The sequence below is a fragment of the Streptomyces sp. NPDC091272 genome (assembly GCF_044757485.1).
In the GTDB taxonomy this organism is placed as follows: Bacteria; Actinomycetota; Actinomycetes; order Streptomycetales; family Streptomycetaceae; genus Streptomyces.
The window spans coordinates 39,720-62,193 of sequence record NZ_JBIVVC010000009.1 but is presented as its reverse complement, the minus strand read 5'-3'; the positions used below and the strand labels follow the sequence as shown (position 1 = coordinate 62,193).

The window sequence follows — 22,474 nt, the reverse complement described above, 5'->3', positions numbered from 1 at the left end:
CAGCACGCAGACTCGGCCGCATGACTTCACCCCGTAACGCCCCGGAAGGCACACCGGCCTCCTCGTCGGGGAGCGCCGCCCCCCTGATGCGGCGCTGGGCCCACCACACCTTCGGCGGGCCCGAGGTCCTGCAACTGGCCGAGGCGCGGCGCCCGGAGCCCGGCGAGGGCGAGATCCTGCTGCGGGTGCACGCGGCGGGCGTCAACCCGGTCGACGCGCTGACCCGGCGGGGCCTCGCCCTGCAGCCGGGCGAGCCGCCGTACGTCCCCGGCTGGGACTCGTCGGGAACCGTCGAGGCGGTCGGCGACGGGGTCACCCGGTTCCGGGCCGGCGACGAGGTCTTCGGCATGTCCGCCGGCGGGGCCTACGCCGAGTACCTGACCGCGCCGGCCGACGCCTTCGCGCCGAAACCCGCCGGGCTCTCCCACGTCGAGGCCGCGGCGGCCCCCGCCGCCACCCTCACCGCCTGGCAGGCGCTCGTACTGCTCGGCAGGGTCGGGCCGGGCCACAAGGTGCTGGTGCACGCGGCGGCCGGCGGGGTCGGGCACCTCGCCGTGCAGATCGCGAAGGAGCGGGGGGCGTTCGTGTACGGCACGGCGCGGGCGGCCGGGCACGACTTCCTGCGCGCACTGGGCGTGGACGAGCCGATCGACTACACGACGGACGACTTCGTGGCGGTCGCCCGGGACGTGGACGTCGCACTGGACCTGGTCGGCGGCGAGTACGGCCCGCGCACCCTGGCCACCCTGGTCCCCGGCGGGCTGCTGGTCACGGCGATCGTCTGGGACACGGGCTTCGGCAAGACGGCGGCAAAGGTGGCGGGGGTGCGTTTCGCTCCGCTCCAGGTCGCGCCGTCCGGGGAGCAACTCGGCGAGATAGCGGCCCTGTTGGCGGACGGCAGGGTTCGGGTGCACGTCGATTCGGTGCTGCCGTTCGAACAGGCGAAGGAGGCGATGGAGCGGGTCGCCACCCGGCGGACGCGCGGAAAGGTCGCCCTGGACATGACGGCGTGAGCGCGGGGCGCGGTGGCGCGGGGCGCGGTGGCGCGGGGCGCGGTGGCGCGGGGCGGGCGGGGTGATGCCGGGCGGGCCACCAGAGTTCGGGGGTGGCGCCGGCCGCGTGGACCCTGGCCGCGGCCTGTTCGGGCACTCCCCCGTTCGTTTCCGTACCTCCGGCCGGGGCACACGGCTGCGGACGAGAAGAAGCTGGAGGCGAACCCGTATGAACGCCACAAGTGCGACCGGAACGGCGAGGCGGGCAGCCCGCAGCGACACGATGAAGCACGCCGCCCGCGCGGGATTCACCGCGCGCGGAGTCATCCACCTCCTGATCGGGGTGCTGGCGTTGCAGATAGCCCTGGGCGGCGGCGGCAAGTCCGCGGACCAGGGCGGGGCGCTGGCGGAGATAGCCGAGAAGCCCTTCGGGAAGGTCCTGCTGTGGGCACTGGGCATCGGCCTGGCGGCGATGGCCCTGTGGCAGCTGACGGAGGCACTGTTCGGCTCGGTGGGCCCCGACGGTGACAAGCCCCGCAAACGGCTGCTGGCCGGCGGTCTGTTCGTCTTCTACGGCTTCGTCTCCTACTCGGTGCTGGCCTTCGCGGTCGGCAGCAAGAGCAGCGGCGGCGGCGCCAGCGACAAGGAGTCCCAGGACGTCACGGCGAAGGCGATGGGGCTGCCCGCCGGCCAGTGGCTGGTCGGCCTGGTCGCCCTGGTGGTCGTGGGCGCCGGGCTGTGGATCGCCGTCCAGGCGATCCGGCGCAAGTACCACAAGGAAATGAAGATGGGCGAGATGTCCCGCCGGACCCGTCAGCTGGTCGACGTCACGGGCGTCGGCGGCGGCGCGGCCCGTGGCCTGGTGTTCGCCGTGGCGGGCGGGTTCGCGGTGCAGGCGGCGGTGACGTTCGACCCGAACAAGGCAAAGGGCATGGACGACACCATCCGCTCGTTCCGGGAGACCCCGGCGGGACCCTGGCTGCTGGTGGTGCTGGCGATCGGGCTGATGCTGTTCGGCGTCTTCTCCTTCGCGATGGCACGGTGGCGCAAGCTGTAGGTTCCGCCCCGGACACAACACCGCCCCCGTCCGATGTGGGGTCGGACGGGGGCGGGGCTCAGGGGGCTACCCCAGGGCTGGTGCTCAGCCCTGGTGCGGGTAGCGGTAGTCGGTCGGCGGGACCAGGGTTTCCTTGATGGCGCGGGTCAGGGTCCAGCGCTGGAGGTTCTGGGGCGCGCCGGCCTTGTCGTTCGTGCCGGAGGCGCGGCCTCCGCCGAACGGCTGCTGGCCGACGACGGCGCCCGTCGACTTGTCGTTGATGTAGAAGTTGCCCGCTGCGTAGCGGAGCTTGTCCATCGTGTGCGCGGCGGCGGCGCGGTCGCCCGCGATGACCGAGCCGGTCAGCGCGTAGTCGGAGACCGACTCCATCTGCTCCAGCATCGCGTCGTACTCCGCGTCCTCGTAGACGTGGACGGCGAGGATCGGACCGAAGTACTCGGTCGTGAAGACCTCGTTGGCCGGGTCCGTGCAGGCGATGACCGTGGGGCGGACGAAGTAGCCCTCGGAGTCGTCGTAGGTGCCGCCCGCGACGATCGTGCAGGTGGGGTCCGACGCGGCGCGGTCGATCGCGGCCTTGTTCTTGGCGAACGAGCGGGCGTCGATGACGGCGCCCATGAAGTTGTCGAGGTCGGTGACGTCGCCCATGGTGATGGAGTCGACCTCGGCCGCGAACTCCTCCTTGAAGCCGTCGTTCCAGATGGAGGCCGGGACGTAGGCGCGCGAGGAGGCCGAGCACTTCTGGCCCTGGAACTCGAAGGAGCCCCGGGTCAGCGCCGTCTTGAGGATGGCGCGGTCGGCGCTCGGGTGCGCGACGACGAAGTCCTTGCCGCCGGTCTCGCCGACGAGGCGGGGGTAGGTGCGGTAGTTGGCGATGTTCTCGCCGACCGTCCTCCACAGGTGCTGGAAGGTCGGCGTGGAGCCGGTGAAGTGGATGCCGGCCAGGTCGCGGTGGGTCAGTGCGACCTCGGAGACCGCGATGCCGTCGCCGGTGACGAGGTTGATGACGCCCTTGGGCAGACCGGCCTCTTCGAGGAGCTGCATGAGCAGCACGGCGGCGTGGGTCTGGGTCGGGGACGGCTTCCAGACGACCACGTTGCCCATCAGGGCCGGGGCGGTCGGCAGGTTGCCCGCGATGGCCGTGAAGTTGAACGGCGTGATCGCGTACACGAAGCCTTCGAGCGGGCGGTGGTCCAGGCGGTTCCAGACACCGGCCGAGTTCGCCGGAGGCTGCTCGGCGAGCAGGTCGCGGGCGTACTTGACGTTGAAGCGCCAGAAGTCGACGAGCTCGCACGGGGTGTCGATCTCGGCCTGCTGGGCGGTCTTCGACTGGCCGAGCATGGTGGAGGCCGCGAGGGTCTCGCGCCACGGGCCGGACAGCAGCTCGGCGGCGCGCAGGATGATCGCGGCGCGGTCGTCGAAGGCCATCGCGCGCCAGGCCGGAGCTGCGGCGAGCGCGGCGTCGACGGCGTCCTGGGCGTCCTGCTTGGTGGCCTGGGCACCGGTGCCGATGACGGCCTTGTGGTTGTGCGGCTGCACGACGTCGAAGCGCTCGCCGCCGCCCATCCGCTTCTCACCGTTGATGGTCATCGGGAGGTCGATGGGGTTCTCGGCCAGCTCCTTGAGCTTGGCCTCCAGGCGGGCGCGCTCCGGCGAACCGGGGGCGTAGGAGTGCACCGGCTCGTTGACCGGGGCGGGGACCTGGGTCACTGCGTCCATGTGTTCCATTGCTCCTTGCGTCAGGGGGCTGCGGGGTGTCGCGAGGTTGCGGGGCGCGCGTCAGTTCTTGGTGATGATCGAGCGGCCGAAGAAGAGCAGGTTGGCGGGCTTCTCGGCGAGGCGGCGCATGAAGTAGCCGTACCAGTCGGTGCCGTACGCGGTGTAGACGCGCATCCGGTGGCCCTCGGCGGCGAGCCGGACGTGCTCCTCGCTGCGGATGCCGTACAGCATCTGGAACTCGTACTCGTCCAGCTTGCGCCCGGCGCGGCGGCCGAGCTCCTGCGCGATGGCCACGAGCCGGGGGTCGTGCGACCCGATCATCGGGTAGCCGTCGCCCTCCATGAGGATCTTCGTGATCCGGACGTACGCCTTGTCGATCTCGGCCTTGTCCTGGTACGCGACCGAGGCGGGCTCCTTGTAGGCACCCTTCACGATGCGCACGCGGCTGCCGGCGGCGGCCAGCCGGCGGGCGTCGGCCTCGGTGCGGAAGAGGTACGCCTGGATGACGCAGCCGGTCTGCGGGAAGTCCTTCCGCAGCTCCTCGTGGATGGCGAACATCGAGTCCAGGGTGGTGTGGTCCTCGGCGTCCAGGGTGACCGTGGTGCCGATGGCGGCCGCCGCCTCGACGACGGGGCGCACGTTCGCGAGGGCCAGCTCGTGGCCGCCCGGCAGCGCCTGGCCGAACATCGACAGCTTGACGGACATCTCGGCCTTGGTGCCGAGGTCCAGGTCCTTGAGGTGCGCGATCAGGTCGAGGTACGCGTCACGGGCGGCGTGGGACTGCTCGGCGGTGGTGATGTCCTCACCGACGACGTCGAGCGTGACCTCCAGGCCCTTGGCCGCGGCGTCCACGACGATCGGTACGACCTGGTCGACGGACTCACCGGCGATGAACCGGCTCACGACCTGTTTGGTGCCAGGCGCGGCCGAGACGAAACGGCGCATCTGGTCGCTGCGCGATGCGGCGAGGATCACGGGACCCAGCACGGGGCACCTCCACTGACGAAGCTCGAACGTTGAAGAAGCGGCGAAGCTGCCGTCCACCGGCTTCTTGCAGGCAGGGCCGGGACGGCACGGATGGCCACGGTGAAATCTAGGCATCGCGCCGAGCCTGGACCACGGACAGCTGTCACGCATCCGGGGGACGCTTCTCATACAAATGTCTGAGAAAGCGGTCCGCCGGTGCGAGAATGGGGCGGTGAACGCCGATTACCAGGATCTCGTCGACGAGATCTCCGCGCTCCTCGAAGCGCCCGCCACCCTTGAGGACCGGGATTTCCGGCTGATCGCCTTCGGCGCGCACGACAGCGAGGACGCGGGCGCGATGGACCCGGTCCGCACCCGGTCGATCCTGACCCGGCGCTCGACCGCCGAGGTCAAGGCCTGGTTCGAGCGTTTCGGCATCGCGACGGCGACCGGGCCCGTACGCATTCCGGCGGACCCGGCGGCCGGGGTGCTGCGCGGACGGCTGTGTCTGCCGGTGCGGCACCGCGGCACGGTCTTCGGGTACGTGTGGCTGCTGGCCGGGGACGCGCCCTCGCCGACGCCGCCCTACGTGGAGCTCGCCCGCGCGGACCTTGACGCGGCGATGGCCGTCTGCGCCAGGATCGGCGCCCAGCTCGCCGACGAGGCACGCGCGCGCGCCGACCTCGGCCCCCATCTGTTCACGCTGCTTACCTCCGAGTCCGAGGACCGCAGGGAGGCCGCGCTCACCGCCCTGTCGGGGCCACTGGGGGCGGGCGGCCCCTACGCCCTGCTGTGCGCCGCGCCGTGGACGGCGGCCCTGCCGGGGCTGCGTACGGTGCCGGCCGCCCTGGCACTCACGCTCGTGCCCGCGCCCGGCGCCTCGGGGCCGCGGCTGGCGGTGCTGGTCAGGCTGGCCGCGGGGGCGGACCTGGGGCCGGCCCGCACGGCCGCGTCGGCGCTGCTGGCGGCGCCGCCCAAGGGAGCGGCGGCGGAGGCGGACCAGTCCGTCGTGGCCGTCGGGATCGGCACCGCCGCACGCAGCCCGGCCGCTCTGCCCGCCGCCTGGCGCGAGGCGTCCGCGGCCGCGCGTGCTGCGCTCGCCAGACCGCACCTCGGCCCCGTCGCGGAGTGGTCCGCCATCGGCCCGTACCGGCTGCTCGCCGCGCTCCCGGACAGCGGGCCGGGTCACCCGGTCGACCCGGCGGTGAGTCCGCTCCTCACCCCCGCGCACGCCGAACTCGCCCGTACCGCCGAGGTGTTCCTCGACTGCGCGGGCCAGGCGGGCCGCACGGCGACGGCCCTGAACATCCACCGCCAGACCCTCTACTACCGGCTGTCCCGGGTGGAACAGCTCACCGGCCTCGACCTGCACGAGGGCGAGGACCGGCTGCTGCTGCACATGTCCCTGAAGGCGGCACGGCTCTGAGGGGCGTAAGTGCGCGTGCGGGTGCGTAACGCGGCGTACCCCCGCTCCGGACGCCTGTGTCGTACGTGCGTCCGGAGCGGGGGTACGAAGGGCCCGCGTGCGGGGTACTAGTCGGCCAGGTTGACCGAACGGGCCGAGGCCGCGCCGATCTCCTCGGCCAGCTCGTTCAGGACGGGCTGCGGGAGGGTGTCGTCGACGGTCAGGACCGCGAGGGCCTCACCGCCGGCGTCGGCGCGGGCGACCTGCATCCCCGCGATGTTGAGACCGGCCTCACCCAGGACCCGGCCTACGGTGCCGACGACACCCGGGCGGTCCTGGTAGCGCAGCACGACCATGTGGTCGGCGAGCGCCAGGTCCACGTCGTACTCGCCGATGGCCACGATCTTCTTGATGTTCTTCGGGCCGGCCAGCGTGCCGGAGACCGAGACCTCCTCGCCGCCGGTGAGGGTGCCGCGCACCGTCACCACGTTGCGGTGCTCGGTGGACTCGCTGCTGGTGGTGAGGCGGACCTCGACACCACGCTCCTGTGCGAACAGCGGGGCGTTGACGTAGCTCACGGTCTCGTCGACGACGTCCTCGAACACGCCCTTCAGCGCGGAGAGTTCGAGCACCTTGACGTCGTGCTGCGTGATCTCGCCGTACACCTCGACATCGAGGCGGGCCGCGACCTCGCCCGCCAGCGCGGTGAAGATCCGGCCGAGCTTCTCGGCGAGCGGCAGGCCGGGGCGTACGTCCTCGGCGATGACGCCGCCCTGGACGTTGACCGCGTCGGGGACGAGCTCACCGGCGAGCGCGAGGCGCACCGACTTGGCGACCGCGATACCGGCCTTCTCCTGGGCCTCGTCGGTCGACGCGCCGAGGTGCGGGGTGCAGACGACCTGGTCGAGCTCGAACAGCGGGGAGTCCGTGCAGGGCTCCTTCGCGTACACGTCGAGGCCGGCGCCGGCCACCCGGCCCTCCTTGAGCGCCGAGTACAGCGCGGCCTCGTCGACGATGCCGCCACGGGCCGCGTTGACGATCCGGACCGTCGGCTTGACCTTGTGCAGCGCCTCGTCACCGATCAGACCCAGCGTCTCGGGGGTCTTGGGGAGGTGCACGGTGATGAAGTCGGAGGCCTCGAGCAGCTCGTCGAGGGTGAGGACCTTGACACCCATCTGGGCGGCGCGCGCGGGCTGCACGTAGGGGTCGTAGGCGACGACCTTCATGCCGAACGCGGACATCCGCTGGGCGACCAGCGCACCGATGCGGCCGAGGCCGACGACGCCGAGGGTCTTCTCGGCCAGCTCGACACCGCTGTACTTCGAGCGCTTCCACTCGCCGTTCTTCAGCGCGGAGTTGGCCTGCGGGATGTTGCGGGCCGTGGCGAGGATGAGGCCGCAGGCGAGCTCGGCGGCGGTGACGATGTTGGAGGTCGGTGCGTTGACGACCATCACGCCGGACTTGGTGGCGGCGGAGACGTCGACGTTGTCGAGGCCGACGCCGGCGCGGGCGACGACCCGCAGCTTCTTCGCGGTGGCGATGGCCTCCGCGTCGACCTTGGTCGCGGAGCGGACGAGGATCGCGTCCACGTCGGCGATGGCGGGCAGGAGTTCGGCGCGGTCGGCTCCGTTGCAGTGCCGGATCTCGAAGTCCGGCCCCAGGGCGTCGACGGTCGCGGGCGACAGCTCTTCAGCGATGAGTACGACAGGCTTGGCAGTGCTCACGTGAGTCCTCACTGGTCCTTTGCGGACGGCCGTCCCGACGGCCGCAGGCGGTGGAGGTGGCTACCGCGTGGAAGACGCACGACGCTGTGGGCCTGACGCGTGGATGTGGTTCGAAAGTGTAGTGCTGCGGACGGGTGCGTTGTCCGCCCGTTCGGAAGGATCACCCGTCCGAGGGTGGACACGGTGTCCATGAGGCAGGAGGGCCGCGGTGTCGCACACCGCGGCCCTCCCCCCGTGAGGCTTACGCCTCGTCGTCGTTCACCCAGCTCATGAGCTTGCGGAGCTCCTTGCCCGTGGTTTCCAGCAGGTGGTCCTCGTCGGCCTTCTTGTACTCGGAGTACTTCTTCAGGCCGCCGTGGTACTCGTCCATCCACTGCTTCGCGAAGGTGCCGTCCTGGATCTCGGCCAGAACCTTCTTCATCTCGGCCTTGGTGTCGGCGGTGATGATGCGGGGGCCGGTGATGTAGTCGCCCCACTCGGCGGTCTCGGAGACCGACCAGCGCATCTTCTCCAGGCCGCCCTCGTACATCAGGTCGACGATGAGCTTCAGCTCGTGGAGGCACTCGAAGTAGGCGATCTCCGGCTGGTAGCCGGCCTCGGTCAGGGTCTCGAAACCGGCCTTGACCAGGGCGGCCGTGCCACCGCAGAGAACGGCCTGCTCACCGAACAGGTCGGTCTCGGTCTCCTCGGTGAAGGTCGTCTTGATGACGCCGGCGCGGGTGCCGCCGATGGCCTTCGCGTAGGAGAGGGCCAGCTCGAAGCCCTTGCCGGTGGCGTCCTGCTCGACGGCCGCGATGCACGGAACGCCGCGGCCCTCCTCGTACTGACGGCGCACCAGGTGACCCGGGCCCTTGGGGGCGACCATGGCGACGTCGACACCGGCCGGCGGCTTGATGAAGCCGAAGCGGATGTTCAGGCCGTGGCCGAAGAAGAGGGCGTCGCCGTCCTTGAGGTTGTCCTTGACGGACTCCTCGTAGACCTGGGCCTGGATCGGGTCCGGCACCAGGATCATGATGACGTCCGCCTCGGCGGAAGCCTCCGCCGGGGTGACGACGCGCAGGCCCTGCTCCTCGGCCTTGGCCTTGGACTTGGAGCCCTCGTGCAGACCGACGCGCACGTCGACGCCCGAGTCACGGAGCGACAGCGCGTGGGCGTGGCCCTGGCTGCCGTAACCGAGAACCGCGACCTTGCGGCCCTGGATGACGGAAAGGTCGGCGTCGGCGTCGTAGAACAGCTCGGCCACTGGGTTTCTCCTATGTGTGCGGGTTGTGCGACCCACCGTACGGCGGGCGGGTGGAGGGAAGTTTTCGGGTCTCGGTATCCGAGAGCCCGGGGATTCACGCCGAGCGGTCGAGGGCCCGGAGCGAGCGGTCCGTGATGGACCTCGCCCCACGCCCTATGGCGATCGTCCCCGACTGCACGAGCTCCTTGATGCCGAACTGCTCCAGCATCTTGAGCATCGCTTCGAGCTTGTCGGCGCCGCCGGTGGCCTCGATGGTCACGGCTTCGGGCGACACGTCCACGGTCTTGGCGCGGAACAGCTGGACGATCTCGGTGACCTGGGAGCGCGTCTCGTTGTCGGCGCGGACCTTCACCAGGACGAGCTCACGCTGGATCGCAGCGGCGGGCTCGAGTTCGACGATCTTCAGTACGTTGACGAGCTTGTTGAGCTGCTTCGTCACCTGCTCCAGCGGCAGGGCGTCGATCACGTTCACCACGATGGTGATGCGCGAGATCTCGGGGTGTTCGGTGGTCCCGACGGCGAGCGAGTCGATGTTGAAGCCGCGTCGGGAGAACAGGGCGGTGATGCGGGCGAGGACGCCGGGCTTGTTCTCCACCAGGACGGAGAGCGTGTGCTTGGACATGATTCTCTCTCTGCTCTTGTCGCTCACTCAGTCGTCTTCGTTGTCGCCGAAGTCGGGTCGGACGCCCCGGGCGGCCTGGACCTCGTCGTTGGAGGTGCCGGCGGCGACCATCGGCCACACCATGGCGTCCTCGTGGACGATGAAGTCGACGACGACCGGGCGGTCGTTGATCGAGTTGGCCTCTTCGATGACCTTGTCCAGGTCTTCGGGGCGCTCGCAGCGGATCGCGTAGCAGCCCATCGCCTCGGACAGCTTGACGAAGTCGGGGACGCGGGTGCCCTTGGCCTCGTTGCCGTCGCAGTCCTGGCCGCTGTGCAGGACGGTGTTGGAGTAGCGCTGGTTGTAGAACAGCGTCTGCCACTGGCGGACCATGCCGAGGGCGCCGTTGTTGATGATGGCGACCTTGATCGGGATGTTGTTCAGGGCGCAGGTGGTGAGTTCCTGGTTGGTCATCTGGAAGCAGCCGTCGCCGTCGATCGCCCAGACGGTGCTGTCCGGCAGGCCGGCCTTGGCGCCCATGGCGGCCGGGACCGCGTACCCCATCGTCCCCGCACCGCCGGAGTTGAGCCAGGTCGCGGGCTTCTCGTACTGGATGAAGTGCGAGGCCCACATCTGGTGCTGGCCGACGCCCGCGGCGTAGACGGTGTTCTCGGGGGCGAGCTCGCCGATGCGCTGGATGACCTGCTGCGGCGACAGCGAACCGTCGTCCGGCAGGTCGTAGCCCAGCGGGTAGGTGTCGCGCCAGCGGCTCAGGTCCTTCCACCAGGCGCTGTAGTCGCCGGTGTTGCCCTCGGTGTGCTCGGCCTGGACGGCCTGCACCAGGTCGGCGATGACCTCGCGGGCGTCCCCGACGATCGGCACGTCGGCGGCGCGGTTCTTGCCGATCTCGGCCGGGTCGATGTCGGCGTGGACGATCTTCGCGAAGGGCGCGAAGCTGTCCAGCTTGCCGGTGACGCGGTCGTCGAAGCGGGCGCCGAGGGCGACGATCAGGTCTGCCTTCTGGAGCGCGGTGACGGCGGTGACCGCACCGTGCATGCCCGGCATTCCGACGTGCAGCGGGTGGCTGTCGGGGAATGCGCCGAGCGCCATCAGTGTGGTGGTGACGGGCGCTCCGGTGAGCTCTGCGAGGACCTTCAGCTCGGCGGTGGCGCGCGCCTTGAGGACGCCGCCCCCGACGTACAGGACGGGCCGCTTGGCCGCGGTGATCAGCTTGGCGGCCTCGCGGATCTGCTTGGCGTGCGGCTTGGTGACGGGCCGGTAGCCGGGCAGGTCGTTGACGGGCGGCCAGGAGAAGGTGGTCCGCGCCTGGAGCAGGTCCTTGGGGATGTCGACGAGGACGGGGCCCGGCCGGCCGGTGGAGGCGATGTGGAAGGCCTCGGCGATGGCGCGGGGGATGTCGGCCGCGTCGGTGACCAGGAAGTTGTGCTTGGTGATCGGCATCGTGATGCCGCAGATGTCCGCCTCCTGGAAGGCGTCGGTGCCGATCGCCTTGGAGACGACCTGGCCGGTGATCGCCACCATGGGCACGGAGTCCATCATCGCGTCCGCGATCGGGGTGACCAGGTTCGTCGCACCGGGGCCGCTCGTGGCCATGCAGACCCCGACCTTGCCGGTGGCCTGGGCGTACCCGGTGGCCGCGTGCCCCGCGCCCTGCTCGTGCCGCACCAGCACGTGCCGGACCCGGGTGGAGTCCATCATCGGGTCGTACGCCGGCAGGATCGTGCCGCCCGGGATGCCGAACACCGTGTCCGCCCCGACCTCTTCGAGCGCCCGGATGAGCGACTGCGCGCCCGTCACGTGCTCGATCGGGCTGGTGTGGGGTCCGGTCTGACGGGGCCGCGGCTGCGGATGGTGGGCCCCGGTGGCCTGCTCGGTCATCGGCATTCTCTTCTCGAAGCTGAGGGTGTGAGCTGAGGGTCTGGTGAGGTGAGCCAAGGGTTCTGCAAAGTGCCGGTGCAACAAAAAACCCCTCGTGCCGTGAGGCAAGCGAGGGGAGCGCGTCGGGGGGAGACAAGCCGGTTCAGCCATGAACCGTGCTTCAGCCGACGCGCTTTCCAAGTACGAGAATTCGGGTGCGCATGGCATTGACCCTCCCTCCGGCGCACCGGGCGTGTCAAGTGGGTGGGACGGGCGTCTCAGTATTTGAGCGCAATGGCGGATGTGTGAACGAGTCCGCCGAGGGTGCGCCGCGGCGCCGGACCGGGAGGGGCACGGCGCCCTGCGCCCCGGTCAGGACGGGCAGCGCGCTGCCTTCGCCGCCCGGCACCGGATAGTCGCCGCGCACCAGGGCGCGGCGCAGCCGGTACTCGTCGAGCGGTCCGGAGAACGCCATTCCCTGCCCGTGCGTACAGCCCATCGCGCGCAGCACCCGCACCTGGTCGGGGAGGTCCACGCCGTCCGCCACGGACTGCATCCCCAGATCGGTGGCGATCCGCAGCAGACCGCTGGTGATCTTGTACAGCCTGGCCGACTCGACCACGCCCTCGACCAGGCCACGGTCCAGTTTCAGTACGTCGATGGGCAGCCGTCGCAGGGCGTTGATGGCCGCGTAACCGCTGCCGAACCCGTCCAGTGCGATCCGGACGCCGAGCCTGCGCAGCGCGCTCAGCCGTTGTTCGAGGTCGTCGAAGGAGACCCGGGGGTCGCTGTCGGTGATCTCGATGACCAGGGCCCCGGACGCCAGCCCGTGCCGGGTCAGCAGGGACTCGACGGAGCCGAGCGGCAGCGACCGGTCGAGCAGCCGGCGGGCGGTGAGCCGGACGGTGACGGGCACGGGGTGGCCGGCCCGGTTGCGCTCGGCGGCCTGCTCGACCGCCTCCTCCAGCAGCCAGCGGCCCAGCTCGGCGGTGCGGTCGCTGTCGTCTGCGACGCGCAGGAACTCCGCCGGGGTGAACAGGATGCCCTGCGCGGAGCGCCAGCGGGCCTGGGCCGCGACGGCGGCGACCCGGCCGGTGGCCAGGCTGACCACCGGCTGGTGCAGCAGGGCGAACTCGCCGTCGTGCAGCGCGGTGCGCAGCCGGGTGGCCAGTTCGGTGCGCCGCACGACCTCGGCCTGCATCTGCGGGGCGTACAGCTCGACCCGGTCCTTGCCCGCCGCCTTGGCGCGGTACATGGCGAGGTCCGCGTTGCGCATCAGGTCGGTGGGGGTGATGCCGGGCTCGGCGAAGGCGACCCCGATCGAGGCGGCCACCCGGACATCGTTGCCGTCCACCTTGTACGGCTGGGAGAGGGTGAGCCGCAGCCGGTCGGCGATCTCGTGCACCTGGTACTCGCGGGCGGCCTGGTCGCGGGTGCCGTCGCCGAGGATCAGGGCGGCGAACTCGTCACCGCCGAGCCTGGCCGCGGTGTCGCGGGCCCGCACCGAGTCCTGGAGCCGGCGGGCCGCCTGGATCAGCAGCTCGTCGCCGGCCTGGTGGCCGAGGCGGTCGTTCACCGCCTTGAAGCCGTCGAGGTCGATGAAGAGGACCGCGGTGCCGGGGTCGGTGGCCCGGCGTCCGGTGAGGGCCTGGCGGACCCGCTTGGTGAACAGGGCGCGGTTGGGGAGGTCGGTGAGCGGGTCGTGTTCGGCGTTGTGCTGCAACTGGGCCTGGAGGCGGACCCGTTCGGTGACGTCGCGGCTGTTGAAGATCAGGCCGCCCTGGTGCCGGTTGACCGTCGACTCGACGTTGAGCCACTCGCCCGTGCCGGACTTGAAGCGGCACTCGATCCGGGTGGTGGGCTCGTCGAGGGGGGAGGCGGCGAGGAAGCGGCGGACCTCGTGGACCACCGGGCCCAGGTCGGCGGGGTGGATGATCGAGGCCAGCTCGGAGCCGACCAGCTCGTCGGCGTCACGGCCGTAGACGCCGGACGCGGCGGGGCTGACGTAGCGCAGTATGCCGGTGGGGGCGGCGATCATGATGACGTCGCTGGAGCCCTGCACCAGGGAGCGGAAGTGGTTCTCCTTCTGCGCCAGCTCCTGGGTCAGGGCGATGTTGTCGACGAGCATGATGCCCTGGCGGACCACCAGCGCCAGCACCACCGTGCAGCCCGTGAAGAGGACCACCCGGTCGAGCTTGTGGCCGTCCATGACGTTGTACAGGATGCCGAGCACGCAGACGGCCGCGGCGAGGTACGGGGTGAGTGCGGCCAGTGAGCCGGCGATGGGCCGGCTGGGGACCCGGCCGGCCGCTGCCCGCCCCTGCGGGGTCCTGGTGCCGGGGCCCTGCGGGGCGTGCTGCCCGCGCGGCGGGCGCCGGTCGTGCGGCGGTCGGTGCGCGCCGGGTGCGTGCTGCCCGTGCGGGGAGGCGTTGTCGCGCAGGTGTGCCGCGCGGCTCACCCCCCAGGGGGCGTACGCGAGGAGCAGTGAGCCGGCGAACCAGCCGGCGTCGAGGATCTGCCCGGAGTGGTAGTTCTCGCGCAGCAGCGGCGAGGTGAACAGGGCGTCGCACAGCACGGTCATGGCGAGGGCCGCGATCGCGGTGTTGATCGCGGCCCGGTTGGCCGACGAGCGGCGGAAGTGCAGCGCCAGGACCATGCTGACGAGCGCGATGTCGAGGAGCGGATACGCGAGCGAGAGCGCGGCGTGGGCCACGTTGGCACCCTTGAAGTCCGCGGTGTGCGCGAGGGCGAGGCTCCAGGAGAGGGTGAGCAGCGAGCCCGCGATCAGCCAGGAGTCCAGCGCGAGACAGACCCAGCCGGCCCGGGTGACGGGCCGCTTGGCCAGGACCAGGAGGCCGACGATGGCGGGCGGACCAAAGAGCAGGAAGAAGAAGTCGGCAAGCGAAGGGGCCGGCACCGGGCGCCTCAGCACCACCTCGTACCAGCCCCAGACCGCGTTTCCTCCCGCCGCCATCAGGGAGGAGACGGAGAACAGCAGCCAGGCGGGCCTGAAGCGGCTTTCCCTGGTCCGCGCGTAGAAGTAACAGGAGACCGCGGCGACGAAGGCCGCCGCGGCGAGCCCGAAGTCACCCATGATGAGTGCCAGTTGGGTCGAACCCCAGCCGAGCGCCGAGCCCGCGGCGTATCCTCCGCAGACCACGGCGAGCAGGATCTGGGGCAGCAGCCCCGGTCCGCCGGCGCTCTTGCCGGCGATCGTCCGACGGGTCAGCACCGCCCCGGGGGCACTCACCGGGCCTCCCTGGCCGGGGGTTTCTTCAGGTGGCCGGGGCGGACCGCCGCCCCAGGACCTGCCCTGCGGTGACTCTGCCGCGTCGGATCGTCTCTCCATTGGCCGTGCATCGCCCGTCGCCCCCCTTGCAGTCTCCGTCGTGCTCCCCAGCGCCATGGGTGTGGTGCCTGGCGCAGCCCCTAGGTCGGGACGATACACCAGACCGGTCACTCAGGGACATACTTCCTCTACGCTCCGTAACTGCCTGTGGGCTTACGGGAACTGGATGCGTCCAAACCACTCCGGAGCGTGTTCGACGGGGGACTTTTCGGGCGGGCGGTGCCCCGGTGGGTCAGGGTCTTTCGTTTGGTCCGGACGAGCCGCTCCAGGGCTCAGCCGACCGTCTGGACGACGTTGGCGAGGGGCTCCCCCGCCGCGTAGCGGGACAGCTGGCGGGTGACGAGCCGTCTGGCCCGGGGCGCGAACGCGGAGCTGCTGCCGCCCACGTGCGGACTGATCAGGACACCGGGTGCGTGCCACAGCGGGTGGCCGGCCGGCAGCGGTTCCGGGTCCGTGACGTCGAGCGCGGCCCTCAGGCGGCCCGTCTCCAGCTCCTTGAGGAGGGCGGCGGTGTCGACGACGGGGCCGCGGGAGACGTTCACCAGCAGGGCGCCGTCCCGCATCCGGGACAGGAAGCCGGAGTTGACCATTTTGGCGGTGCTCTCGGTGAGCGGGGTGCAGACGATCACCACGTCCGCCTGCGGAAGCAGCGCGGGCAGGTCGGTGAACGCGTGCACCGCGCCGCGCTCCGTAGTGCGTGCGGAGCGCGCGACGCGCGCCACCCGCGCGCACTCGAAGGGAACGAGCCGGTCCTCGACGGCCGCGCCGATGGACCCGTACCCCACGATCAGGACGGACCTGTCGGCGAGCGCCGGGTAGAAGCCGGAGCGCCAGTCCTCCTCCTGCTGGCCCCGTACGAAGCGGGGGATGCCGCGCAGCGAGGCGAGGACGAGGGTGAGCGCGAGCTCGGCGGTGCTGGCCTCGTGGACGCCGCGGGCGTTGCACAGCTGCACGCCCGAGTGCGGGCCGGGCTCCAGGGCGCCCTGGAGGTCGTCGACGCCCGCGGTGAGCGTCTGCACGACACGCAGCGAGGTCATCAGGGGCAGCGGCCGGCGCGCGGTCGCCGCGCCCTTCATGTACGGGACGACGTAGAAGGCGCAGTCGGCGGGGTCCGCGGGGAAGTCCGGCCCGCCGTCCCAGACGTGGTAGCGCAGACCGGCCTGCGCCGCGTCGGGAAGGCCGTCGATCCCGGCCGGTTCCATCGGCAGCCAGACGTCGGCGGGACGGGTGTCACTGTCGTACGAGGTCATGGTCAGGAGGCTATGCGAAAGCGCCTGACCAGCAACGGTTAGTTTGGGGTGCGGCAGACGGAGGGGTACGGGCAAGGTGGAGCGCAGGACAATCGGGGCAACGGCACTCGAAGTGGGCGCGATCGGGCTCGGCTGCATGCCGATGAGCTGGGCGTACACCGGGTCCCGGCAGCGCGGCGAGGAGTCGGTGCGCGCGCTGCACACGGCGCTCGACCGAGGGGCGAACCTGCTCGACACCGCCGACATGTACGGGCCCTTCACCAATGAGCTGCTTGTCGGACGAGTGCTGAAGGAGCGGCGGTCGGAGGCCTTCGTCTCCACCAAGTGCGGGCTCCTGGTGGGTGAGCAGCACATCGTGGCCAACGGCAGGCCCGGTTATGTGCGCCGGGCGTGCGACGCCTCTCTGCGGCGGCTGCAGACCGATGTGATCGACCTGTACCAGCTGCACCGGGCGGACCCGGAGATCCCCGTCGAGGAGACCTGGGGCGCGATGGCCGATCTCGTACGGGCCGGAAAGGTACGGGCGTTGGGGCTGTGCGCGGTCGGGGCGCGGGCGTCGCGGCGCTCCGGCACGGGCGTCGGCAGACCGGTGGTGGGCGGGCTGCACGAGGGCACTATCCGCCAGCTGGAGCGGGTGCAGCAGGTCTTTCCGGTGAGCGCGGTGGAGGCCGAGCTCTCGGTGTGGTCGCCGGAGGCGCTGGAGGCGCTGCTGCCGTGGTGCGAGGCGCGGGGCGTGGGGCTGGTGGCGGCGATGCCGCTGGGAAACGGGTTCCTGACGGGAACCCTGACGCCGGGCGAGGGCTTCGAGCCGGACGACGTACGGGCCAGGCACCCGAGGTTCACGGCGGAGATGATGGCGGCGAACCAGCCGGTGGTGGCCGGGCTGCGGCGGATCGCGCGGCGGCACGGTCCCGAGGTCACCGCGGCGCAGGTCGCGCTGGCGTGGGTGCTCTCGCGCGGCCGGAGCGTGATCCCGGTGCCCGGCGCGAAGCAGGCCGGCTGGGTGGCGGAGAACGCGAAGGCGGCGGAGCTGAGGCTGACCGCGGCGGACCTGGCGGAGATCGGCGAGCTGCCGGCGGCCCAGGGCTCCTGGGACTGAGCTCCGCGGGGCCGGATTCTTTGCCGGGGGCCGTCGGCCCGGATCGGGAACTCCGGCGGCGGGAGCGGTGTATGAACGGTAGGAGCCTGTCGATCGAAGGGATCCATCGTGCGACGTATCGCTGTGCCAGCCGCGCTGACCGCCGCGGCGCTCCTGCTCGTGGCGGGGTGCTCCGAGGGAGGGCCCGCGGGCAGACCGCCCGCGGACAAGGGGAGTTCCGCACCACCCGGTGAACCGACCGGCAGCGCGGTCCCGTCGGCCACGACCGGCACGAAGGCCGCGCCCGCGAAGGGTTCGGCCACGGTGACCGCAACCGTCGCCAAGGACCTCAAGTCCCCCTGGGGGCTGGTCGCCCTGCCCGACGGCGACCTGCTGGTCTCCTCCCGCGACGAGGGAACCCTCACCCGGGTGGACGCGAAGAGCGGGAAGGCGACCGCGGTGGGGCGGGTGGCGGGGGCCTCCCCCGCGGGCGAGGGCGGCCTGATGGGCCTCGCGCTCTCCCCCTCGTACGCCACGGACCACCAGGTCTACGCGTACTTCACGACCGAGTCCGACAACCGCATCGCCCGGATGCTCTACGACGAGAAGCGCCCCGCGGGCCAGCAACTGGGCGCGGCGGACACGGTGTTCAAGGGCATCCCGAAGGGAACCGTCCACAACGGCGGCCGGATCGCCTTCGGCCCGGACAAGATGCTCTACGCGGGCACGGGCGAGACCGGCGAGCGCGGTCTGGCGCAGGATCCGAAGTCCCTCGCGGGCAAGATCCTGCGGATGACGCCGGACGGGCAGCCGGTGCACGGCAATCCGGCGGCCGACTCGGTGGTGTACTCGCTGGGCCACCGCAACGTGCAGGGCCTCGCCTGGGACGAGGACCGGCGGCTGTGGGCGGCGGAGTTCGGCCAGGACACCTGGGACGAGCTGAACCTCATCGAACCGGGCAAGAACTACGGCTGGCCCGAGGTGGAGGGGCAGGAGCACCGGGCCGGCTTCGTCGATCCCGTCGCCCAGTGGAAGACCTCTGACGCCTCCCCCAGCGGGATCGCCTTCGCCCAGGGGTCCGTGTGGATGGCGGGGCTGCGCGGCGAACGGCTGTGGCGGATCCCGCTGGACGGCGCGAAGCCGGTGGCCGCGCCGGAGGCCTTCCTCACGGAGAAGTACGGGCGGCTGCGGACCGTACTGGCGCCGGGCGGCGCCGAGCTGCTGGTGGTCACCAACGAGACGGACTCCCGGGGCACGCCGGAGCCGGGCGACGACCGGATTCTCAAGGTGCGGGTGAAGTAGCCGCCACGCACGGCGCCGGGCTCAGCCCGCGGCCTTCGCCGCCGCGCCGAAGAGGTCCAGCCGGTGGGCCACGGCTGCCGCTTCGCCACGGCCGGTCACCTCCAGCTTGGCGAGGATGTTGGAGACGTGCACGCTCGCCGTCTTGGGCGAGATGAACAGCGCCTCGGCGATCTGCCGGTTGGTGCGGCCGTCCGCCACCAGCCGCAGGACGTCGCGTTCGCGCGGGGTGAGGTGGAAGGCGGGCTGCGGCGCGGCGGGCGCGCTCTGTGCGGGGGCCGTGGTGAGCCGGGCCCGCCTGGCTAGTTCGGCCACCCGCTCGGCCAGCGGGCGGGCCCCGAGCCCTTCGGCCACGGCCCCGGCCAGCCGGAGCAGCTCGGCGGCCCGCTGCCGGTCGGCGGCCCGGTCGGGGACCCGGTCGGCGTGCCGGTCCTGGGCGGCGCCGACCTGACGGACGGGCGCGCGGTCGGCGCACGCCTCGGCGGCGCGCCCGGCGGCGCCCCTGGCGGGGCCGTGGGGCGTGGCGGTGGTGTCGAGGAGACGGGCGGCGTGGCGCAGCCGCACCCGGGCCAGGTCGTAGGGGCGCTCCAGGGGCTCGAAGGCCGTGCCGACCACCGCCCACTCGTCCGGGGTGTCCCGGCCTTCGGCGCGCAGGAGTTCCGCGCGTACCCAGGCCTGGTAGGCGTCCCAGACCGGCGCCCCGGTCGCCAGCCGCTTCGCGTGGTGGCGGATCAGGGCGACGGCCTCGTCCCTGCCCTCGTCGGCTGCGGGCACCTCCCGGGCCTCGGCCTCCATGACCGCTGCCTCCACGAGCAGCGGCCAGGCGAACCGGTGGGTGCCGATCCGGAAACCGTCCGCCGCGGCGCGTACGAGTTCCGCGCGGGCGTCCGCGACGCGCCCTTCGTGGGCCGCGATGGCGAGGGTCAGCCGCCGCAGGGGAAGCTGGTGCTGGGGCATCCGGTCGTGCGGCCCGTAGTGGTGGGCCGCGTTGCGCAACTGCTCGCTCGCCTCGGCGAGTTCACCGCGGGCGAGAGCGAGTGCGGACTGCCAGAACGCGGCGGCGGCGCGCGGCTTGACGGTGGGCGAGGTGGCGCGTTCGGTCAACAGCGAGTTCGCCGCGGCCTCGTCCCAACGGCCGAGTGAGAAGAGGGACTCCGACTGGTTGCCGCGCACCCAGTGCTCGCCCTCGCGCAGACCGTGCGCGCGGGCGTAGGCGATCCCCTCCTCGCACAGTGCGACCGATTCGCGGGACCGCCCGATGGCCTCCAGATGGGAGGGCACGTTGGTGTGGCAGCGGTTCACCACGGTGACGGCGTTCTGCGCGAGGGCGCGCTCACGCACCTCGTACACCTCGGCGAGGCCCCCCTCGACGTCCCCCGAGTCGATCATCAGGCCGCCGAGGGTGAGCCGGGCGTGGAGCTCGGTGTCCTGGGCGCCGACCATCCGGGCGTACTCGACGGCCTGTTCGGCGGTGGCGACGGCGGCGGGGCCGGGTTCGTGCAGCATGGACCAGCCCGCGACCTGCGTCAGGATGTCCGCGTGCACGGCCGACGGCGGCAGGCCGCGCAGCAGTTCCTGGGCGGTGGCCAGCTCCTCCCAGCCGTCGCCGCGCGCGAGGCCGACCACCGACTTGGAGCGCTGGACCCAGAACCAGGCGGCGCGCAGCGGGTCGGACTCCCGCTTCACGCCGGGTCTGGTCTCCTCGGTGAGGATCCGCAGGGCGCGCTTGGCGAGTTTCAGGGCGCGCTCGCGTTCACCGCCGAGGCGGGCGGCGACGGTGGCCTCGGCCATCACGTCGAGGTAGCGCAGCGCGGTGCTGGCCGGGCCGCACCCGCAGGCCGGGTAGGCCTCGGCGTAGTCGATCGGCCGCAGGGTGTCGCGCACCTCCTGGGGCGCGTCCTCCCACAGCTCCAACGCCCGTTCCAGCAGACCCAGCTGCTCGGAGCGCGCATACCGCTTGCGGGCCTCGACCGAGGCGCGCAGCACGGCGGGCAGCGCCTTCGCGGCGTCGTGGGCGGCGTACCAGTAGCTGGCCAGGCGGGTGGCGCGCTCCTCGGCGCACACGAGAGCGGGGTCGGCCTCCAGCGCCTCGGCGTAACGGCGGTTGAGCCGGGAGCGCTCGCCGGGCAGCAGGTCGTCGCTGACCGCCTCGCGCACGAGGGAGTGCCGGAACCGGTAACCGTCGCCGCCGGGCGCGGCCAGCAGCAGGTTCGCCCCGACGGCCGACCGCAGTGCCTCGATCAGGTCGTCCTCGCTGAGCCTGGCGACCGCGAGCAGCAGCCGGTACCCGACGGTGGAGCCGCCCTCGGCGACGATCCGCACCACCTTCTGGGCGTCCTCGGGGAGCGCTTCGACGCGTACCAGAAGGAGGTCGCGCAGCGAGTCGGTGAGGGAGGTGCGGCACCCGCTGCCCATCGAGACCGCGAGCTCCTCGACGAAGAAGGCATTGCCGTCGGAACGGCCGAACACCTCGTCCACCAGGGCGGGTTCGGGTGCGGAGCCCAGGATCCCGGTGAGCTGGCGGTGCACCTCGTCGCGGTTGAAGCGGGGCAGCTCGATGCGCTGGACGGTGCGCAGCCGGTCGAGCTCGGCCAGGAGGGGACGCAGTGGGTGGCGGCGGTGGATGTCGTCGGCGCGGTAGGTGCCGACGACGACGAGCCGACCACTGCGCAGGGTGCGCAGCAGGTAGGAGAGCAGGTGCCGGGTGGAGGCGTCGGCCCAGTGCAGGTCCTCAAGTACGAGGACGACGGTACGGGTCGCGGTGACGCGCTCCAGGAGGCGGACGGTCAGCTCGAAGAGACGGGCGGTGGCGTCCTCGCCGCTGCTGCGGCCCGGCGCCCCCGGCTGGCCGTACGGGCCGTAAGGGGTCTCACTCAACTCGGGTAGCAGACGCGCGAGTTCCTCCTCCTGGCCGGCGGCCGCGGCGGCCAGCTCGTCGGGAAGGAGTCGGTTCAGGGTGCGCAGGGCCGCGGAGAAGGGGGCGAAGGGCAGTCCTTCGGCACCGATCTCGACGCAGCCCCCGACGGCGACGACGGGCACGGAGGCCCAGCGGTGGGCCTCGGCGGGCGGCGGAACGGGGGCAGGCTGGGCGTACGCCGGGACACGGGCAGGGTCGAAGGACGGCCGGGTGTGCGCGGAGGCGTTGGCGGCGTCCACGTGCCCGGTGAGCGCGGAAGCGTTGGGAGGGTCCACGTGCCCGGTGAGCGCGGAGGCGTTGGCAGGGTCCAGGGGCCGGGCGTACGCGAAGGCGCCGGCGGTGTCCCCGGGCCGGGCATGCGCCGGGGCTGCAGGGGCCAGGGGCCGGGCATGCGCCGGGGCTGCGGGGGATGCGGTGGAGGGCGCGGGGAACGCGGGGGGCGCGGGGAATGCGGGGGGCGCGGGGAATGCGGGGGCGTCGCCCGGCGGTCGGCCGGTGGGCCGGAGCGTCGAAGCCGCGTCCGCAGGGGCCAGGGGCTGTCCGGCCGCGCCCGCGAGGAACTCCTCGATGAGCCTGGTCTTGCCGACCCCGGCCTCACCGCCGAGCAGCAACGCCTGCGGCTCGCCCGCGGCGGCGCGGGCGAGCGCATGAGTGAGCGTGTTCAGTTCGCTGTTGCGGCCGACGAACACGGGACTGACAGACCTGGTCTCCACGCCGCCGAGCATCGCACAGGGATTCGGGACGGCGTCACCCGCTGTCCGCATGACGGGCAGCCCGTCAGGCCGCGCGGGTGAAGTGGTCCCGGAGCGTCCTGCCCGCCCCGGCCCGCGGCCCCTTGCCGCCACGGCCGCCGTCGGCGCCCTTGTCCGCCCTGGCCGCCCTGGCCGCCTTCGCCCCCTCGCGGGCCTGGCGGACCAGCCGGGCCCGGTCGGCCCGCGCGACGAGTTCGGCGTGCCGGCTCTGCTGGATCTCGTACTCGAACATCTGCTGCTCCCCGAT

General features: G+C 72.1%; 15 protein-coding genes. 5 read left to right on the top strand and 10 right to left on the bottom strand.

The genetic code is table 11. The features are described 5' to 3' along the window. Positions 1-86 precede the first annotated feature (86 nt). On the top strand, positions 87-1,013 hold the full coding sequence (locus ACIQM4_RS24080; RefSeq protein ID WP_401595660.1) for an NADP-dependent oxidoreductase: 927 nt from the start codon (positions 87-89) through the stop codon (positions 1,011-1,013). Positions 1,014-1,221: 208 nt separating this feature from the next. After that, entirely contained in the window at positions 1,222-2,049 is an 828-nt protein-coding gene (locus tag ACIQM4_RS24075; protein ID WP_401595192.1) for a DUF1206 domain-containing protein, read from the top strand. A gap of 84 nt (positions 2,050-2,133) precedes the next feature. Here ACIQM4_RS24075 and pruA read toward each other — a convergent pair whose 3' ends face one another. Then, positions 2,134-3,765 (bottom strand): L-glutamate gamma-semialdehyde dehydrogenase, encoded by a 1,632-nt coding sequence (gene pruA, locus ACIQM4_RS24070; protein WP_401595189.1) that lies wholly within the window; start codon positions 3,763-3,765, stop codon positions 2,134-2,136. A 60-nt stretch (positions 3,766-3,825) separates the two neighbouring features. After that, complete coding sequence (locus tag ACIQM4_RS24065) at positions 3,826-4,752, bottom strand: proline dehydrogenase family protein (RefSeq protein ID WP_401595186.1); 927 nt, start codon at positions 4,750-4,752, stop codon at positions 3,826-3,828. A 211-nt stretch (positions 4,753-4,963) separates the two neighbouring features. On the opposite strand from ACIQM4_RS24065, the gene ACIQM4_RS24060 reads away from it, so the two are divergent. After that, complete coding sequence (locus ACIQM4_RS24060; RefSeq protein ID WP_401595183.1) at positions 4,964-6,157, top strand: PucR family transcriptional regulator; 1,194 nt, start codon at positions 4,964-4,966, stop codon at positions 6,155-6,157. A gap of 107 nt (positions 6,158-6,264) precedes the next feature. Here ACIQM4_RS24060 and serA read toward each other — a convergent pair whose 3' ends face one another. From serA to ACIQM4_RS24030, 6 genes are all read right to left on the bottom strand, one after another. Further along, positions 6,265-7,860 (bottom strand): phosphoglycerate dehydrogenase, encoded by a 1,596-nt coding sequence (serA, locus tag ACIQM4_RS24055; RefSeq protein ID WP_401595180.1) that lies wholly within the window; start codon positions 7,858-7,860, stop codon positions 6,265-6,267. Positions 7,861-8,101: 241 nt separating this feature from the next. After that, entirely contained in the window at positions 8,102-9,103 is a 1,002-nt protein-coding gene (gene ilvC, locus ACIQM4_RS24050) for a ketol-acid reductoisomerase (RefSeq protein WP_401595178.1), read from the bottom strand. A gap of 94 nt (positions 9,104-9,197) precedes the next feature. Then, positions 9,198-9,725 carry an acetolactate synthase small subunit gene (ilvN, locus tag ACIQM4_RS24045; protein ID WP_401595176.1) on the bottom strand — a complete coding sequence of 176 codons (528 nt, stop codon included), beginning with the start codon at positions 9,723-9,725 and terminating at the stop codon, positions 9,198-9,200. A 27-nt stretch (positions 9,726-9,752) separates the two neighbouring features. Further along, complete coding sequence (locus ACIQM4_RS24040) at positions 9,753-11,603, bottom strand: acetolactate synthase large subunit (protein WP_401595174.1); 1,851 nt, start codon at positions 11,601-11,603, stop codon at positions 9,753-9,755. A gap of 235 nt (positions 11,604-11,838) precedes the next feature. Continuing rightward, a complete protein-coding gene (locus ACIQM4_RS24035; RefSeq protein WP_401595171.1) occupies positions 11,839-14,832 on the bottom strand; it encodes a putative bifunctional diguanylate cyclase/phosphodiesterase in 2,994 nt (997 codons plus the stop codon). Positions 14,833-15,203: 371 nt separating this feature from the next. Beyond that, the gene (locus ACIQM4_RS24030; RefSeq protein ID WP_401595168.1) at positions 15,204-16,181 is read right to left on the bottom strand and encodes a 2-hydroxyacid dehydrogenase; all 978 of its coding nucleotides are present in this window, start codon (positions 16,179-16,181) and stop codon (positions 15,204-15,206) included. Between the two features lie 76 nt (positions 16,182-16,257). On the opposite strand from ACIQM4_RS24030, the gene ACIQM4_RS24025 reads away from it, so the two are divergent. Further along, positions 16,258-17,280 carry an aldo/keto reductase gene (locus ACIQM4_RS24025; RefSeq protein ID WP_401595166.1) on the top strand — a complete coding sequence of 341 codons (1,023 nt, stop codon included), beginning with the start codon at positions 16,258-16,260 and terminating at the stop codon, positions 17,278-17,280. A 108-nt stretch (positions 17,281-17,388) separates the two neighbouring features. Beyond that, a complete protein-coding gene (locus ACIQM4_RS24020) occupies positions 17,389-18,561 on the top strand; it encodes a PQQ-dependent sugar dehydrogenase (protein WP_401595164.1) in 1,173 nt (390 codons plus the stop codon). Between the two features lie 21 nt (positions 18,562-18,582). Here the strand turns inward: ACIQM4_RS24020 and ACIQM4_RS24015 are convergent, their stop codons facing one another. Further along, the gene (locus ACIQM4_RS24015; RefSeq protein ID WP_401595161.1) at positions 18,583-22,188 is read right to left on the bottom strand and encodes an AAA family ATPase; all 3,606 of its coding nucleotides are present in this window, start codon (positions 22,186-22,188) and stop codon (positions 18,583-18,585) included. A gap of 64 nt (positions 22,189-22,252) precedes the next feature. Next, on the bottom strand, positions 22,253-22,459 hold the full coding sequence (locus tag ACIQM4_RS24010; RefSeq protein WP_401595158.1) for a hypothetical protein: 207 nt from the start codon (positions 22,457-22,459) through the stop codon (positions 22,253-22,255). Between the last annotated feature and the right edge of the window lie 15 nt (positions 22,460-22,474).